The sequence below is a fragment of the Gryllotalpicola protaetiae genome, assembly GCF_003627055.1.
In the GTDB taxonomy this organism is placed as follows: domain Bacteria; phylum Actinomycetota; class Actinomycetes; order Actinomycetales; family Microbacteriaceae; genus Gryllotalpicola; species Gryllotalpicola protaetiae.
The window spans coordinates 1,774,497-1,788,766 of record NZ_CP032624.1; the positions used below are offsets into that span (position 1 = coordinate 1,774,497).

The window sequence follows — 14,270 nt, forward strand, 5'->3', positions numbered from 1 at the left end:
GCACCCGAAGGCAAGCGAAATAACCGGATTGAAGGGTTAGGCACTCAGGCGCCGAAGAGCTGGACCGCGGCGATCGCGGCCGCTGCGATGATCGCGGTGCCCCAGAATCCGCGGGCGAGCCACGCGCGCTGCACCTCGACGCGCAGTGCGTCGAACGCATCAGCATTGAATCCGGGAGCGCGACGCGCGATGGCGCCGCGCCAGGTGGAGCGGTCGGCCGCGGCAGCCGCAATCATCGCCACCTGCGTCGCGCTCAGCGTGGGCTCGCGGTCGGCGAGCCACTTGTGCACGGCGCGGTCGCTGGTGACGCCGACGTCGTCGGGCTCGTCGCGGGTCGACACCGACTGAGGCGCGACGAACACGATCAGACCCCGCGCCGGCACGTTGAGCCCGGTCGCGCGGGTGAGGTTGACGGCCGCCTCGGTAGCGAGGTCGCGCGAGGTGACGAGGTGCGGCCGAGCGACGCCGTTGATGGTGAGCAGCTCGCCGCGCACGGCGATCGCGTCGGCCGGGCGGTGCTCGACCTCGAGCGCGAACACGCCGGCCGGCCCGATCGCGAGGTGGTCGATGACCTTGCCGCGCTCGCCGACGGGCACGTCGTGCAGGATGACCCAGTCGGCCCCCAACTTCTCGAGCTCGGATGCCACGTGCAGCTCGCCGATCGCGGCGACGTAGGGCCGGCGGGATGCCTCTGAGAGCGGGCTGGCGCCGAAAGCGCGACCGATGATCGAACGAGGGCGCGACTCCGCCTGCGCGTTCAGGCAGGTCGCGATGACGGATGCCGCGGCGGGCTGCGCACGCAGCGAGGCGGCTGCCGCCGTCGCGCTGTTCGAGCCTCGCAGATCTGTCACGCTACTGTCCTATGGCACCTGTGGGGGGCCCGTCAGTCCCAACATGAGGACCCCTCATATGGGTGGCCCGCCGACGGGGCGCGCATCGGGCTTGTCACGTAGTCATTGTCTGGCTGCCCTCTGACATCGCTGCGCGCATGCCCGGGCGTTTCGCGGGGCGAGGTCAGTCGGTGCGTTTCGGACCACCTGCGAGGAACTTCGGTTGCGTTCCCTCGGGGCCGCCGAACCAGTAGATCGTCCCGTCGCCTTTGCTCCAGAACTCGCGCTTGCTGCGGTTGCGGGCACGAAAAAGGCCCTGCTGGGCGGAGGGCGCGTTCCAGATCAAGCGGAGCCCGTCTGTGAAACGGATGTCGAGCCGACTTGAGTCGGGGGCGAGGGTCGCCACTTCGATCGTGCCGTCGATGATCAGCTTCAGCACCGCGCCAGCCGTGGAGTCGGTTGCTGCGAACTTGGGATCGAACACACCCCGCAATCCGTTTGGGTCGGTGACTTCAATGGGTCCGGCGAAGAAGAGATCGCCGCTTCTGGTCTCCAACTGCATGCTCTCGGCGAGCACGGTCACGCCGTAGACAACGTCGGATAGCTCGAGGTCGATCAGGCGTTCGCCCTCGATCGGGGGTTCGAAGGTGCCTTCGGCTTCGACATCTTCCAAGCCGATGCGGTCGGGACGCGGGCCCTCGTTCTGGCCAGGTGCCTTTCCGATGACGGCGTAGGACCGTACCCCCTTCGTCGAGTACGAGTCCCAGTACTCGTAGTCGTCAGGCTGCGGGTGAAAGTCCAGTCGAAGACCCGATTTGAAGACCACAGCGAGCTTCGATTTCTCGTCCGATCGGGCGGACTCGACAACGTCTGCAAGGAGGGTGCCCATCAGGCGGCCCGTCTCGGGGTCATTGCCCATACCCGCATCCGCGACGAACCGGTGGCCGGTGCCATCGGGCCATGTGACGCCCCACGTGCCGCCGGACGCGAGGTATGCACCGCCCTGAACGAACATGATGCGAATGCCGTCGGGGTAGGCAAGATACCCGCACACGCGGGCGCCGGTGAGCCCGATGTCGATTGGGGTCACTGGGTCCATCCTTCCGGCATCGGGAAGCTGCCGTTTCGGTTGCGAACGATGTGGAAGAGGTTGGGATTCTCTTCGGTGAGTCCCTCGAGATTCACGACGCCCTCGCCGGGCTTTTCGAAGATGACGTAGCCGTAGGGGTAGCGGCGGTCATAGTCCATGCGTGCCGGTTCCATGACCCGCATGCTCCTTCCGTCGGGGGCCCTGTAGACCCAGCCGTGTCCGTTCCTTGCTTCGGTCTTGACCCAGCCCGACTCGGTGCCCGGCATTTCACCAGGTTCCTCGTTGCCCTTCACCTTGTCACCGTCGAAGGGTTCCGTGCCGGGCTTATCCCCAAGCAGGTGCGGTTCGCACCCGTCACCGTGTTTGTCGGGGTCGCAGGGCTGAAACGGCGTGACGACGAAGTCCTTTCCCTCGACGTCATTGGGACCAGGGCGGCGCCTCTTCGGTACCGCGGCAGCGACCTCGTCGCTCGAACCCCCCATCGAAAGCACCAGGCCAAGGGCGCCCAGCAGGCCACCCAAGGTGGCCGCGCCGGCGGCCGTCGCGCCGTCGATGAGGGCACCGCCGAATGCTGGCAGCCCCGCCGTCGGCGCGAGCGGCAGGGCGAAGCCGGCCGGGCGCGCGGCTCTACTGCCGAGCGGCGCTTGCGGCTCGGGGCACGGCAGGTCGACCGAGCCCGATTCGCCGCCGCGGATCGCCGCGATCGTCACCGCGCAACTCGCCTCTGCGGTGTCAATGCGGGTCTGCCAGCTCGGGTCGTCCGGGTACTGCGCCGCCTGCGCCTCGAGCTGCCGAAGCGGCTGCACCTCGGCGAGAAGCGCGCCGTGCAAGGCATCCGCCGCCTGCAAGAGAGCCATGGAAAGCTGGTGCGCCGGACCGACGAACCGGCCGACCGCCAGCTGCGTTCCGGGGGAGTCGAGCGCCGCCGGCAGCAGCGTCCACACCGCCTCGGCGTCCGCCGAGGCGTCCTCAAGCCGCCCGATCGCCTGACGGTAGTCGGCCGCCGCGGCCGCGAGTGGCGCCAGGTCCACCGCTGTCACGTGAGCGCCCCGGTGACGAGCAGGTCGTCGTGCTCCAGCTCATCAGCAGCGGATTCGAGCGCGTCGGCCACCTGGCCGATATGGCCGCAGATCGCTGAGCCCGTGCCCGTGCGTGCCGCCCAGTACTGCGCGAGCGCGGCGTGCACCGTGGGAAGGGCGCCGGCCTTGGCCAGCAGCTCTTCGAACGCGAGCATGGCCGCGAGCTCGGCATCGTTCGCGGCCGCGGCGGCCGAGCGCAGCCGGCTCACCAGGCCGGCGACGGTCGGGGCATCCATTCGCGTCGTCATGGGTGGCGACGTTAGGGAGTGCGGCAGACCCGGCGATGGCCTGGGAGGCCGAAATGGGGAGAACCCGGGCGATTCGGGGGCCGTGCTGGGGAAGATCGCCTTGGGCGGGATCATTTCGAGACCCCGCTGCGCGGCGCCTCAATGGCCGAGACGGCGCGTCGGCGCTAGCTTGTCGGCGTGGGGTGGGACGCAGTCGCCCGAGTCGCCGCCGAGCGCGGCCACGCATCGTCGACCATCGTCATGCGGGGGGACGACGTCGTCTTCGAGCAGCTGGTCGGCGCGGCGCCGAACGACCTCTTCTACACATTCAGCGTCAGCAAGCCGTTCACCGCGCTCGCCATCCACCTGCTCGCGCACCGCGGCCAGCTCGATCTGGACGACTCCGTCGCTGACTACTGGCCCGAATATGCCATGAACAGAAAGTCTTCGGTCACGATCCGGCAGGTGCTCGCCCACCGCAGCGGCGCGCCCTATTCAACGGGCCAGGCGGTGGGCGACGCGATGCAGATGGCGGACTGGCAGGCATCCGTCCATGCCGCCGAGAACGCCCACCTGCGATACCAACCGGGCGCGGTCGTCGCCTACGGACTGCTGAGCTTCGGGTTCATCCTGGGCGAGCTGGTGAGGCGGGTCGACGGCCGCACCATCGACCGCTTCATCGACGACGAGTTCGCGCGACCGCTCGGTCTCGCAGACACCCAGTTGGGCTTGATGGCGGATGCCTGGGAGCGCCACGTCCGTCTCATGGCCGGCCGCGCGGTGGAACATATACGCGAAACGGCATTCAATCGGCGCGCGGTTCGCGAGGCGGTGATTCCGGCGGCGGGGATCCAGACGACGGCGCGCGATCTCGCCCGGTTCTACCGGGTGCTGCTGCGGGGCGGAGACGGGATCATTCCGCCCGACGTGGTCGCGGGCGCGCGCGAGCTCTCGGCAGACGGCGAGCTCGACCACGTCATCGGGCACACGATGCGCTGGGGCACGGGGTTCCAGCTCGGCTTCCCCGGGCGGGTGCGGCCGATGGGCACGCACGCGAACGAGAGCATGTTCGGGCACAACGGTAGCGGCGTCTGCAACGTCTGGGCGGACCCGGTGAACGACACCGTTCTCGTGTGGCTGAACTCGGTCATCCTGCCGAGACGATCGGCTCTCGCCCACATCTCCCGCCTCTCCGATGTCGTGATCGAGGCGCTAGCTCCGACCTCCTGAATGTCAGTGGTCCTTCCCAACCGGGAGGGCAGGGGAAACGTTCTAAGGGGGAACATCATGACCCGCTACGACAACACCATCGAACTGCCCGTCGACGCTGCCGAAGCGGTGAAGGCGCTCCAGCGCGAGCTCAGCGCCGCCAAGAACCGGCTCGCGCAGTCCCGCCATGACGCCGCGTTCGGCGCCTACCGGGTGCGCCCGCCGTGGCCCGATGTCAGTGGTCGCTCCTAGTCTCGAAAGGTAGGGGAACGGCTGCACAGGCCACGGTTTTTGGAGGCAACGATGTCGCACAACACGATGTCACCGGCTGAAGAGCGCGAGTACGCCGACTGGATTCTCGAGCTGCGTCAGCAGGCGAACTACACGAAGCAGAAGCACGCCAACGAGCACTGGCACAACATCGCCGAGCGCCTCGCGAACGCCTTCGGGGCCGGCGACCCCGATTCGAAGAGCTGAGGCCATACCTCGGGGCGGGCGCGCCACGCACGCCTAGCGCACGACCTCGAGAGTCACCTCGACCCGCGAGCCCGCAAAGAGTGAGTTGCGGGCTCGCACCTCTTTCTTGATCGGCAGCACGAAGGTGCCGCGCTTGTCGTCGGGGAACACCGAGGTGCGCCACGTCACATGGCCCACCGAGACCTCGACTTTCACCGAGCCGAATCCGCCCGGAATCAACGGCATCGCCGTGATCGCGTCGCTCACCTCGTGGGGCAGGTCGACGAAGAACCAGTTGTCGCGGGCGGACCACTCGTAGAGCTCTGAGGTGAACTCGAACGGCATGACTTGAGGCTAGCGAGGCGGGTCCCGATACGCGGCGCGCGCTAGTTGTAGTTCCTCGTGAGGTTGTGAACGCGTTCTGAGGGGCTCTTGCCGCCGATGCCGGTGTGGGGTCTGTGGTGATTGTAGTGATGGACCCAGGCCTGGTATTCGGCGGCTCGGGCTTCCTCGGACGCGTACGGCTTGGCGTAGGCCCACTCGGCGGCCAGGGTGCGGTTGAACCGCTCGACTTTGCCGTTCGTCTGCGGCCGGTAGGGTTTGGTGAACTTGTGCTTGATCGTCCCGAGCTCCTTCGCCAGCAGCCGTGAGCGGTAGGCCGAGCCGTTGTCGGTCATGACCCGCTCGATCGTGATGCCGGCCTCGGAGAAGAACGCTTTCGCGCGCTGCCAGAACGCGACCACGGTCTCCTTGCGCTCGTCGGCGAGGATCTCGGAGTACGCCAGCCTCGAGTGGTCGTCCACGACGTGGTGCAGGAACGCGTAGCCGCGCCCGGCCTTGCCGTGCCCGGTGTTGTTCCTGTTGCCCTGCTGCCGGCCGAGCACCCGGTGGCCACCGCCGTCGGGGATGCGGCCGAGCTTCTTGATGTCCATGTGCACCAACTCGCCCGGCTTCTGACGCTCGTAGCGCACCGGCTTCGGCTTCCGGACGGGCAGGCCGGTGTTCTGATCCAGATGGGCGAGCTTGGGCATCCGGTACCGGCTCAGGACGCGCTCGACGGTGGTGCGGGCCAGATGCAGGTGGAAGGCGATGCGGTGGGGGCCCCAGCGGCGGATGAACCGCAACGCGACGATGCGCCGCTCGGTGCGCCTACTGGTGCGGTTCGGGCTCGAGCGCGGCCGGGAACTGCGATCGGTCATCGGCAGGCCCGCGCGCAACCGATCCGCCCACTTCTTGGCCGTGGCCGGCGAGCACTGGAACCGCTCGGCTGCCCGCCGATAGGACCAGCCCTGCTCGAGGATCGACTGGGCCAACCGCAGCCGGCCCTTCGGAGTCAGATGGGCATTAGCGTGAGTCACGAAGACCTCCGGTGAACGAAGTGAGTGTGGTAACCCACATCGTCCCGGAGGTCTTCACTACATCAACCCACGTTCACAACGTGCCGAGGAACTACAGCTAGTCGACCGTCGGGGTGGCCGTGACGACCGCGGCGACCGCGGCGACGATCTGCGCGCGGATGCGCGCGCGGTCGATGCCCGCCGAGCCGTACGGGAACGCGGGCACCCAGGCCGTCGCCAGCGACATGACGAACGTCATCAGGAACTCGGCGTCCCAGGCATCCGTCAGTTCGCCGTTCTGCTGCGCCCTGCGCACGGCGGCCACCTTCGCGCTGACCTTGTCGCCGCGGGTGGACGGATCCGGCGTGTCGGGGTCGAGCTTGGTCCACGCCGTCAGCCGGATGATGTCAGGGTTCGCCATCACGAAGTCGAAGGTCTTCCCCGCGAACTCCGGCAGGTTCTCGGGCGTGAGGGGGTTCTCTTCGGCGATCAGGCCGAGGCGTCCGCGCAGAACAGCGTCGAACAGCCCCTCTTTGCTGTCGAAGTAGATGTAGATCAGGTTCTTGTTGCAGCCGGCGGCCTTCGCGATGCGGTCGACGCGGGCGCCCGCGAAGCCGTAGCTCGCGAACTCGGCGAACGCAGCCTCGAGGATGCGCTGGCGCGTCTGCTCTGCGCGGCCGATGGCCGCGGGGGTGGGGGCTGCTGGCTCGGGCATCCGATCACCTCTTCTCGATCCCGATCCTACGGCTTGACTAAATGGTTAGTCCTGTTCTAGCCTCTGACTAACCAGATAGTTAGGAAGCAGAGATGACTCTTGCCGGCGGAACCCTGACCCTCGCCTCAGACCTCACCGTCACGCGCATGGGCTACGGCGCCATGCAGCTGCCCGGCCCCGGCGTGTGGGGCCCGCCGCGCGACCGCGACGAGGCGATCGCCGTGCTGCGCGCCGCCGTCGAGGCCGGCGTCACCCACATCGATACGGCAGATTTCTACGGATTCCACGTGTCGAACGACCTCATCCGTGAGGCGCTGCACCCGTACGCCGACGAGCTGCACCTCGTGACCAAGGTCGGCGCGAGCCGCACCGCAGACGGTGGTTGGGTCATGGACCGCAGCCCCGAGGCCCTGGTCGCGCAGGTGCACGACAACCTCACCCACCTCGGCCTCGAGACGATCGACGTCGTCAACCTGCGCATGGGCACGCCAGAGGCCGCGGTCGACGAGTCGGTCGCCGACCAGCTCGGCGCGCTCGTCGAGCTGCGGCAGCAGGGGAAGATCACGCACCTCGGGCTCAGCCAGGTCACCGACGCGCAGCTCACGGAGGCCCTCTCGATCAGTCCGATCGTGACCGTGCAGTCGCTGTACAACCTCGTGCGCCGCGGCGACGAGCCGATGCTGCGCCGCACGGCCGGGCTCGGCATCGCCTACGTGCCGTACTTCCCGCTCGGTGGCTTCACCCCGTTGCAGTCGGGCGTGCTCGCGTCGGTCGCCGAACGGCTCGGGGCATCGCCGCAGCAGGTCGCGCTCGCGTGGCTGCTGCAGCGCTCGCCGAACATCGCGCTGATCCCCGGCACGTCGAGCCGCGCGCACCTCGCCGAGAACATCGCGGCCGCGTCGCTCGAGCTGCCGGCGGATGCCGTCGCCGAGCTCGATGCGATCGAGAGCATGGCCGAGCCGGTGCGCGCTGCGACCCACTAGGCCGTCGTTGTCGCCGTCGCCGTCGCCGTCGGTGGTCGCTGTCGCCGCCCGAGTTCGGTGACGCCTCAGACGCCGGGCACCGCCGTCGAGTTCAGGGCGTATCGCCGCGCGTCGCTCAGTACGCGACGCCGACCGCGTGCCCGGCCGACGCGTGGTCGCCGGCGGCCGCCAGCAGGAAATCGGCGAGATCGGCCCGCGACAGCAGGCGGCCTCTCGGCACATTTCCATCGAGCCGCGTGCGGTAGTTGCGGGTATGCGCCCCGTCGGTCAGCCGAGGCGGCCGGGCGGCCGTCCAGTCGACTGAGCTCGCCGAGAGCTCCTGTTCCATCGCGCGCAGGTCGTCGTAGACCGGCTTGAGCAGGGCGGAGATCAGCGGGTAGACGATTCGCCGGTCGAGGAATCCGTCCTCGGGCCCGGTCGCCGGGGTCGAGACCGGCGCTGCGCTGATCGTCACGAGCCGGCGCACCTTCGCCCGGTCGAGTGCGGCGAGGATGCCACGTGTGACCGGCGCTGCGACCGGGCCGTCCTTGCGGCTGGCGGGCCCGACCGCCGAGATCGCCGCGTCGGTGAACACCAGGTGGTCGACGAGCGATTCCGCGACGGCCTCGGGGTCGTCGAAGCTTGCCTGCTCGACGACCTCGAGGCCCGGGCGGGCGCCTGAATCGGCGGTGAATCGCGCGGAAGAGCGGACGACGGCGGTGACGCGGTGACCCGCGCTCAGGCCCTGCTCGACGACAAGGCGGCCGGTCTTGCCGGTCGCCCCGAACACGGTGATGTGCATCTGGATCCCTCTCGCTACTCTGTACTCAGAGACTCAAACTATTTGGAATTCAGACAATATGACATCCGAACCAAATTCGCAATCGCGGGCCCGGCCTGGAAGGGAGCGGCGTCGTGCCGTCGCGGACGCGAAGGACGCCCTTCGTGAGCTGCAGGGGGATCTCGGCACGCTCTCCCGCCGCGTCGGCACACGACTGCGACTCAACGAGATCGACCTAGAGTGCCTCGATGTGCTGGCGCGCGAGAAGGTGCTCAGCCCGAGCGCCCTGGCGACCCGGCTGGGCTTGCATCGTGCGACCATCACCGGGGTGCTCGATCGGCTGGAGCGCGGGCAGTGGATCGTGCGCGAGCCCGACCCGGCCGACCGGCGCGCGATGGTCGTGAGGCCGCAGGCCGCGCACGCGGGCGAGATCTTCGCCGCGTTCAAGGGCATGAACGATGCGGTCGATGGGATCCTCGCCGACTACTCCGACGCCGAGCTCGACGTCATCTCCGGCTTCATGCGCAAGGTGTCGGATGCCGGGCGCGAGAACGCCCGGTCGGTTGGCTAGCCTCAGGGCAAAGGGGGTGGTCGCCGGTGATCACACACGAGGTCTTCAACCAGGCGCCTGAGCGCGTCGGAGTCAACGAGTTCGACGCGAACGTCGCGCTTGTCGAGGCGGTGAGACGGTGGGGGTCGGATGCTGTCGAGACGCGCCCTTCGGGCGCTCCTCCAGCATCGGAGTTGCTCACCGAGGCCGGAGCGCTCGTCGGGGCGGCGGATTTTCAGCGCGACGCCGAGCTCGCCAATACGCACGAGCCCGTGCTGCACACCCACGACCGGCGCGGGAATCGCATCGACGAGGTCGAGTACCACCCGGCGTATCACCGCGTGATCGGTGATGCGATCGCACGCGGCGCGCACACGTCCGCGTGGGCGGAGCCGAAGCCTGGGGCATCCGCCGACCGCGCCGCCATGTTCTACCTGTTCGCGCAGGTGGAGCCCGGGCACGCGTGCCCGGTGTCGATGACGCACGCGGGCGCCGCGATCTTGAAGGACGCCGAGCTCCCCGAAAAGGACTCCTGGTGGGCGCGCGCCATGTCGCGGGAGTACGGCCGTGGTGCACTGTTCGGCATGGCGATGACCGAGAAGCAGGGCGGGTCGGATGTGCGGGCGAACACGACCGCCGCGACGCGGAACGCCGACGGCTCGTTCAGCATCACCGGGCACAAGTGGTTCTGCAGCGCGCCGATGAGCGACGCGTTCTTCGTGCTCGCTCAGACCGCCGAAGGCCTGAGCTGCTTCTTCGTGCCGCGCGTACTGCCCGACGGCACCCGGAACACCTTCCTCATCCAGCGGCTCAAGGACAAGCTCGGCAACCGCTCGAACGCGTCCAGCGAGGTCGAGTTCGACCGCACGATCGGCTGGCTCATCGGCGAGCCGGGGCGCGGTGTGCGCGCGATCCTGCCGATGGTGAGCCGCACCCGCCTCGACTGCGTCATCGGCACGGCGGCGGGCATGCGCCAATCGGTGGCCGAGGCGGTGTGGCACGTGCGGCACCGCGCCGCGTTCGGCCGCACGCTGATCGACCAGCCGGCGATGGCTGCCGTGATCGCCGATCTGCAGCTCGAGGCAGAGGCGGCGACCCTGACAGCGCTGCGCCTCGCTGCCGCTCATGACGAGCCGATGGCGCGCGGTGAGATCGCCGAGCAGGATGCCGGCGAGCTCGCGTTCCGCCGCCTGGCCACCGCGGTCGCGAAGTACCTCGTCTGCAAGCGCGGCCCCGGCCACGCCTACGAGGCGCTCGAGTGCCTCGGCGGGAACGGCTACACGGAGGCGTTCCCGCTGGCGCGGCGCTACCGCGAGCAGCCGGTCATGGCCGTCTGGGAGGGCAGCGGCAACGTCATCGCGCTCGATGTGCTGCGCGCACTCGCGCGCGAGCCGGAGGCGTTCCATGCCTTCTTCGCCGAGCTCGGGCAGGCGCGCGGCGGCTACCAGCTCTTCGATGAGGAGCTGGATGCCGTGCAGGACCTGTCGCGGCAGCTGAGGTCGTTCCTGCTTGACGGCTCGAGCATGGCCGAGGGGCGCGCGCGGGAGTTCACCGAGCGGCTCGGCGTGCTGCTCGAAGCATCCCTGCTGCTGCGGTTCTCGCCGCCCACCGTGGCCGGCGCTTTCGTGGCCGCCCGCATCGGCCGGCCATCGGGCCTCTACGGCGCTCTGCCGCCGGGGGTCGACCTCACCGAGATCCTCGCGCGCGCCTGATAGCCCGCGCGACTCTTCGCGCTGGAGCCGAGTGATCGATCAACGCGCACCGACAGCGCCGAAAAACAAGGTGCATCAATCTCAAATTGACCAAAGGCGCCGGAAAAGCGGCAAGTTGTACAAATCGCGATTTGCGAGTGTTCTCTTCAGAAATCGCGAGAGCGCCTCGAAGGCTCACTCGTCGAGATACAACTCGTCGGTGTAGAAGATCTTGATCTCCTCGTCGGTCCAGTCGTCGAGCGGCTTTGCGGTGATCTCCTTTTTGCGCTCCCGCAGCAACCGCATGCGCTCTTCCATCGACAGCAACGGGTCGTGCCACGGGTACTGCGGCGCCTGCGGAAGGCGCAGGCCGGCGTCGGCGAGCACCCCGGTCAGCTCCTGAGACAGGGCCGCGTCGACGATGATCACTCGCGTGCGACCGTGCGAAGTGACGGCGATCGGCTCGCGCACGGCCTCGTCCATCACGCGCGCCCAGTTGTCGCGCACGTACGTCGCCGACCTCCACTGCATGGTCGACACGCTAACCGGGGCACCCACGGCCTCGCGTGAGCTGTCCACAGCCGCGTACGATCCGAGCATCGATTCGTCAACGACGACGAAAACGAAAGGGGACCACATGCCCGAACAGTCCGAACAACCCGAACAGCCCGAGCGGCCCGGCTTCGCCACGGTCAATCTGGCGGCCGTCCTCGCTGAGACAGCGAAGCGCGTGCCCGAGAACACTGCGCTGATCTTCGGCGCAGACCGCATCGGCTACGGCCGTCTGTGGGAGGAGACGAAGCGGTATGCCGGTGCGCTGCGCGACCTCGGTGTCGGCCGCGGTGACCGCGTCGCACTGCTGCTGCCCAACGTGCCGGACTTCCCGCGCGCGTACTTCGCGATATTGAGCCTCGGCGCGATCGTCGTACCGGTGCACGCGCTGCTCAAGGCCGAAGAGATCGCCTATGTGCTGCAGGATTCCGGAGCGAGCCAGTTCATCGTCGCCGCGCCGCTGCTGGCGGAAGGCGCCAAGGGTGCCGCGCTCGCGAAGGTGCCGCTGCTCTCGGTGCTCGTGCCGGACGACAAGCTCACCGAGGCGCCGTTCCCGCGCCTCGAGGACCTCGCCGAAGGAGCCGAGCCGATCCGCCACTACGAATTCCTGCCGCCCACCGCGACGGCGACGATCCTCTACACGAGCGGCACGACCGGGAAGCCGAAGGGCGCCCGCGGCTCGCACTTCTCGCTCGTCGAGCACGTCAACACGCTGCTCACGGGGGCGATCGACGTGCAAGAGGAAGACATCGTGCTCGGGTGCCTTCCGCTCTTCCACACCTTCGGCCAGATGTGTGTCATGAATGTGGCGTTCCGGCGCGGGGCATCCGTCGTCCTCGTCCCGAAATTCGACGGCGCCACCGCGCTCGCCCTGCTCAACGCGCACAGCTGCACGATCATGACCGGTGTTCCGACGATGTACATCGGGCTGCTCGAGGCGGCGAAGGCGAACCCTGAGCGGCCGCCGCTGCGCTACGGGCTCTCGGGCGGCGCGGCGCTTCCCGTCGCGGTGATCGGGCGCATGTCCGAGGAGTTCGGCATCTCGGTGCACGAGGGCTACGGCCTGACCGAGACGAGCCCGGTCGCGACGTTCAACCACTACGGCCGGCCCACGCGCCCCGGCACGATCGGCCAGCCGATCTGGGGCACCGAGGTGATCATCGCCGACGCCGAACTCGACGACCGCATTGTGGAGCTGCCGCGGGGCGAGCTCGGTGAGATCTGCGTACGCGGGCACAACGTCTTCCAGGGCTATCTGAACCGGCCGGATGCCGACGCCGAGGCGGTCGTCGACGGGTGGTTCCGCACGGGTGACCTCGGCACGATGACCGACGACGACTACGTCACGATCGTCGACCGGAAGAAGGACATGATCGTGCGCAACGGCTACAACGTGTACCCGCGCGAGATCGAAGAGGTGCTCGCGCGGCACGACGCCGTGTCGGGCTGCGCGGTGTTCGGCGTGCCCGACCCGGTGCACCAGCAGGAGATCGCGGCGGCGGTGACGCTGATGCCCGAGGCATCCGTCGACCCGGCCGAGCTGATCGAATATGTGAAAGAGAAAGTCGCGCCGTTCAAATACCCGCGGCATATCGAGATCGTCGACGCGCTGCCGCTGGGGCCATCGGGCAAAGTGCTGAAGCGGGTCCTGGTCGCCAAGTGGCAGGAGGACCACGTTCACGCCACGATGTGAGTATGCCGCTGTCCGCATACCTCTCCGAGTTCGTCGGGACCGCACTGATGCTGCTGCTCGGCTGCGGAGTCAGCGCGAACAACTCGCTTCGCAAGTCGAAGGGCTACGGCGCGGGATGGGTGCTGATCAGCTTCGGCTGGGGCTTCGCGGTCTTCCTCGGCGTCACGGTGGCGACGAAGTCGGGTGCGAACCTCAACCCGGCGGTGACCCTCGGCATCGTGGCGAGCGGCGCGCGCGAGTTCGCGGAGGGGGTTCCGGTCACCTTCGGCAACGTGGTCGGCTACATCGTCGCGCAGCTGCTCGGTGGCTTCGTCGGGGCCTTCACGGTCTGGCTCATCTACAAGCAGCAGCTCGACGACCACCCCGAACCGGCCGACAAGCTCGGGGTGTTCGCGACCGGGCCTGCGATCCGCAGCTGGGTGCTGAACGGGCTGTGCGAGTCGGCCGGGACGTTCGTGCTGGTGTTCGTCGCCCTCGCGTTCGGTGAGCACGGGCCGACTGTCGGCCTCGCCTCGCTCGGAGCCCTGCCGATCGCGTTCCTGGTGACGGGGCTCATCGCGTCGCTCGGCGGCCCGACGGGCACCGCGCTCAACCCGGCGCGTGATCTGATGCCGCGCCTCGTGCACCAGCTCGTGCCGATCACGGGCAAGGGCACGTCGAACTGGGGCTACGCCTGGATCCCGATCGTCGCGCCGATCGTCGGCGGGCTGCTCGGCGGCATCGCGGCCGGCCCGCTTCTGTAGGTCTGGAGAAAGGAACGCAGATGGACGACAGCGACACCACGGTTCGCGACACCGGATCCCGCTATCTCATCGCGATCGGCGCGACGGATGCCGGGTTCCTCGAGTACCTCGACCAGGGCCCCCGTCGGGTGTTCCTGCACACCGAGGTGAGCCCGGAGTTCGGCGGCCGCGGGCTCGCGGGGCAGCTCGTGCGGGCCGCGCTCGACGACGTGCGCGCCCAGGGGAAGCGGCTCGTGAACTTCTGCCCGTACGTGGCCGGGTTCCTCGAGAAGAACCACGAATGGGACGAGCTCATCGACCGCCCCACGCCCGCGGTCCTCGAGGCGGTGCGAGCGTATTCGGACCGCTGACCGAC

The 14,270-nt window shown here is 68.5% G+C and carries 18 protein-coding genes; 9 read left to right on the forward strand and 9 right to left on the reverse strand.

What is annotated here, in order from left to right:
* Positions 1-44 precede the first annotated feature (44 nt).
* From D7I44_RS08755 to D7I44_RS08770, 4 genes are all read right to left on the reverse strand, one after another.
* On the reverse strand, positions 45-851 hold the full coding sequence (locus D7I44_RS08755) for a nuclease-related domain-containing protein (protein WP_120789146.1): 807 nt from the start codon (positions 849-851) through the stop codon (positions 45-47).
* 163 nt (positions 852-1,014) lie between these two features.
* Positions 1,015-1,920, reverse strand: a complete 906-nt coding sequence (locus tag D7I44_RS08760; protein ID WP_120789147.1) for a hypothetical protein — start codon at positions 1,918-1,920, stop codon at positions 1,015-1,017.
* The gene (locus D7I44_RS08765; protein WP_162940157.1) at positions 1,917-2,960 is read right to left on the reverse strand and encodes a hypothetical protein; all 1,044 of its coding nucleotides are present in this window, start codon (positions 2,958-2,960) and stop codon (positions 1,917-1,919) included. The genes D7I44_RS08760 and D7I44_RS08765 overlap by 4 nt, the downstream gene beginning before the upstream one ends.
* Positions 2,957-3,247 carry a hypothetical protein gene (locus tag D7I44_RS08770; protein ID WP_162940158.1) on the reverse strand — a complete coding sequence of 97 codons (291 nt, stop codon included), beginning with the start codon at positions 3,245-3,247 and terminating at the stop codon, positions 2,957-2,959. The genes D7I44_RS08765 and D7I44_RS08770 overlap by 4 nt, the downstream gene beginning before the upstream one ends.
* 177 nt (positions 3,248-3,424) lie before the next feature.
* Here D7I44_RS08770 and D7I44_RS08775 point away from each other — a divergent pair, with 177 nt between their 5' ends.
* The 3 genes from D7I44_RS08775 to D7I44_RS18155 are packed head-to-tail and all read left to right on the forward strand — an operon-like array spanning position 3,425 to position 4,912.
* Positions 3,425-4,456, forward strand: coding sequence for a serine hydrolase domain-containing protein (locus tag D7I44_RS08775; RefSeq protein ID WP_120789150.1), 1,032 nt, complete (start codon positions 3,425-3,427; stop codon positions 4,454-4,456).
* Positions 4,457-4,513: 57 nt separating this feature from the next.
* Positions 4,514-4,687: a hypothetical protein gene (locus D7I44_RS18150; RefSeq protein ID WP_162940159.1), complete on the forward strand. Its 174-nt coding sequence runs from the start codon at positions 4,514-4,516 to the stop codon at positions 4,685-4,687.
* A 51-nt stretch (positions 4,688-4,738) separates the two neighbouring features.
* The gene (locus tag D7I44_RS18155) at positions 4,739-4,912 is read left to right on the forward strand and encodes a hypothetical protein (protein WP_162940160.1); all 174 of its coding nucleotides are present in this window, start codon (positions 4,739-4,741) and stop codon (positions 4,910-4,912) included.
* Between the two features lie 33 nt (positions 4,913-4,945).
* Here D7I44_RS18155 and D7I44_RS08780 read toward each other — a convergent pair whose 3' ends face one another.
* The 3 genes from D7I44_RS08780 to D7I44_RS08790 all read right to left on the reverse strand — a co-directional run bounded on the left by D7I44_RS08780 (position 4,946) and on the right by D7I44_RS08790 (position 6,943).
* A complete protein-coding gene (locus tag D7I44_RS08780) occupies positions 4,946-5,236 on the reverse strand; it encodes a DUF1905 domain-containing protein (RefSeq protein WP_120789151.1) in 291 nt (96 codons plus the stop codon).
* Positions 5,237-5,277: 41 nt separating this feature from the next.
* Positions 5,278-6,249 (reverse strand): IS481 family transposase, encoded by a 972-nt coding sequence (locus D7I44_RS08785; protein ID WP_120789152.1) that lies wholly within the window; start codon positions 6,247-6,249, stop codon positions 5,278-5,280.
* Between the two features lie 97 nt (positions 6,250-6,346).
* Positions 6,347-6,943, reverse strand: coding sequence for a TetR family transcriptional regulator (locus D7I44_RS08790; protein WP_120789153.1), 597 nt, complete (start codon positions 6,941-6,943; stop codon positions 6,347-6,349).
* Positions 6,944-7,035: 92 nt separating this feature from the next.
* On the opposite strand from D7I44_RS08790, the gene D7I44_RS08795 reads away from it, so the two are divergent.
* Complete coding sequence (locus D7I44_RS08795) at positions 7,036-7,926, forward strand: oxidoreductase (RefSeq protein WP_120789154.1); 891 nt, start codon at positions 7,036-7,038, stop codon at positions 7,924-7,926.
* Positions 7,927-8,041: 115 nt separating this feature from the next.
* On the opposite strand, the gene D7I44_RS08800 is transcribed toward D7I44_RS08795, so the two are convergent.
* Positions 8,042-8,707 carry an NAD(P)-dependent oxidoreductase gene (locus tag D7I44_RS08800; protein WP_120789155.1) on the reverse strand — a complete coding sequence of 222 codons (666 nt, stop codon included), beginning with the start codon at positions 8,705-8,707 and terminating at the stop codon, positions 8,042-8,044.
* Positions 8,708-8,765: 58 nt separating this feature from the next.
* On the opposite strand from D7I44_RS08800, the gene D7I44_RS08805 reads away from it, so the two are divergent.
* Entirely contained in the window at positions 8,766-9,257 is a 492-nt protein-coding gene (locus D7I44_RS08805) for a MarR family winged helix-turn-helix transcriptional regulator (protein ID WP_120789156.1), read from the forward strand.
* Positions 9,258-9,283: 26 nt separating this feature from the next.
* Entirely contained in the window at positions 9,284-10,948 is a 1,665-nt protein-coding gene (locus tag D7I44_RS08810; protein ID WP_120789157.1) for an acyl-CoA dehydrogenase family protein, read from the forward strand.
* A gap of 174 nt (positions 10,949-11,122) precedes the next feature.
* Here D7I44_RS08810 and D7I44_RS08815 read toward each other — a convergent pair whose 3' ends face one another.
* Positions 11,123-11,458 (reverse strand): ferredoxin reductase domain-containing protein, encoded by a 336-nt coding sequence (locus tag D7I44_RS08815; protein ID WP_162940161.1) that lies wholly within the window; start codon positions 11,456-11,458, stop codon positions 11,123-11,125.
* A 106-nt stretch (positions 11,459-11,564) separates the two neighbouring features.
* On the opposite strand from D7I44_RS08815, the gene D7I44_RS08820 reads away from it, so the two are divergent.
* The 3 genes from D7I44_RS08820 to D7I44_RS08830 are packed head-to-tail and all read left to right on the forward strand — an operon-like array spanning position 11,565 to position 14,265.
* A complete protein-coding gene (locus D7I44_RS08820; protein ID WP_120789159.1) occupies positions 11,565-13,172 on the forward strand; it encodes a long-chain-fatty-acid--CoA ligase in 1,608 nt (535 codons plus the stop codon).
* A 2-nt stretch (positions 13,173-13,174) separates the two neighbouring features.
* Positions 13,175-13,915: an MIP/aquaporin family protein gene (locus tag D7I44_RS08825; protein WP_120789160.1), complete on the forward strand. Its 741-nt coding sequence runs from the start codon at positions 13,175-13,177 to the stop codon at positions 13,913-13,915.
* 20 nt (positions 13,916-13,935) lie between these two features.
* Entirely contained in the window at positions 13,936-14,265 is a 330-nt protein-coding gene (locus D7I44_RS08830; RefSeq protein WP_120789161.1) for a GNAT family N-acetyltransferase, read from the forward strand.
* The last annotated feature ends 5 nt before the right edge of the window (positions 14,266-14,270 follow it).

Bases quoted from the DNA above. Each gene is read 5' to 3' on its own strand.
- D7I44_RS08770 (WP_162940158.1), bottom strand. From the start codon at position 3,247: ATGACGACGCGAATGGATGCCCCGACCGTCGCCGGCCTGGTGAGCCGG.
- D7I44_RS18150 (WP_162940159.1), top strand. From the start codon at position 4,514: ATGACCCGCTACGACAACACCATCGAACTGCCCGTCGACGCTGCCGAA.
- D7I44_RS18155 (WP_162940160.1), top strand. From the start codon at position 4,739: ATGTCGCACAACACGATGTCACCGGCTGAAGAGCGCGAGTACGCCGAC.
- D7I44_RS08780 (WP_120789151.1), bottom strand. From the start codon at position 5,236: ATGCCGTTCGAGTTCACCTCAGAGCTCTACGAGTGGTCCGCCCGCGAC.
- D7I44_RS08790 (WP_120789153.1), bottom strand. From the start codon at position 6,943: ATGCCCGAGCCAGCAGCCCCCACCCCCGCGGCCATCGGCCGCGCAGAG.
- D7I44_RS08795 (WP_120789154.1), top strand. From the start codon at position 7,036: ATGACTCTTGCCGGCGGAACCCTGACCCTCGCCTCAGACCTCACCGTC.
- D7I44_RS08800 (WP_120789155.1), bottom strand. From the start codon at position 8,707: ATGCACATCACCGTGTTCGGGGCGACCGGCAAGACCGGCCGCCTTGTC.
- D7I44_RS08805 (WP_120789156.1), top strand. From the start codon at position 8,766: ATGACATCCGAACCAAATTCGCAATCGCGGGCCCGGCCTGGAAGGGAG.
- D7I44_RS08815 (WP_162940161.1), bottom strand. From the start codon at position 11,458: ATGCAGTGGAGGTCGGCGACGTACGTGCGCGACAACTGGGCGCGCGTG.
- D7I44_RS08820 (WP_120789159.1), top strand. From the start codon at position 11,565: ATGCCCGAACAGTCCGAACAACCCGAACAGCCCGAGCGGCCCGGCTTC.
- D7I44_RS08825 (WP_120789160.1), top strand. From the start codon at position 13,175: ATGCCGCTGTCCGCATACCTCTCCGAGTTCGTCGGGACCGCACTGATG.
- D7I44_RS08830 (WP_120789161.1), top strand. From the start codon at position 13,936: ATGGACGACAGCGACACCACGGTTCGCGACACCGGATCCCGCTATCTC.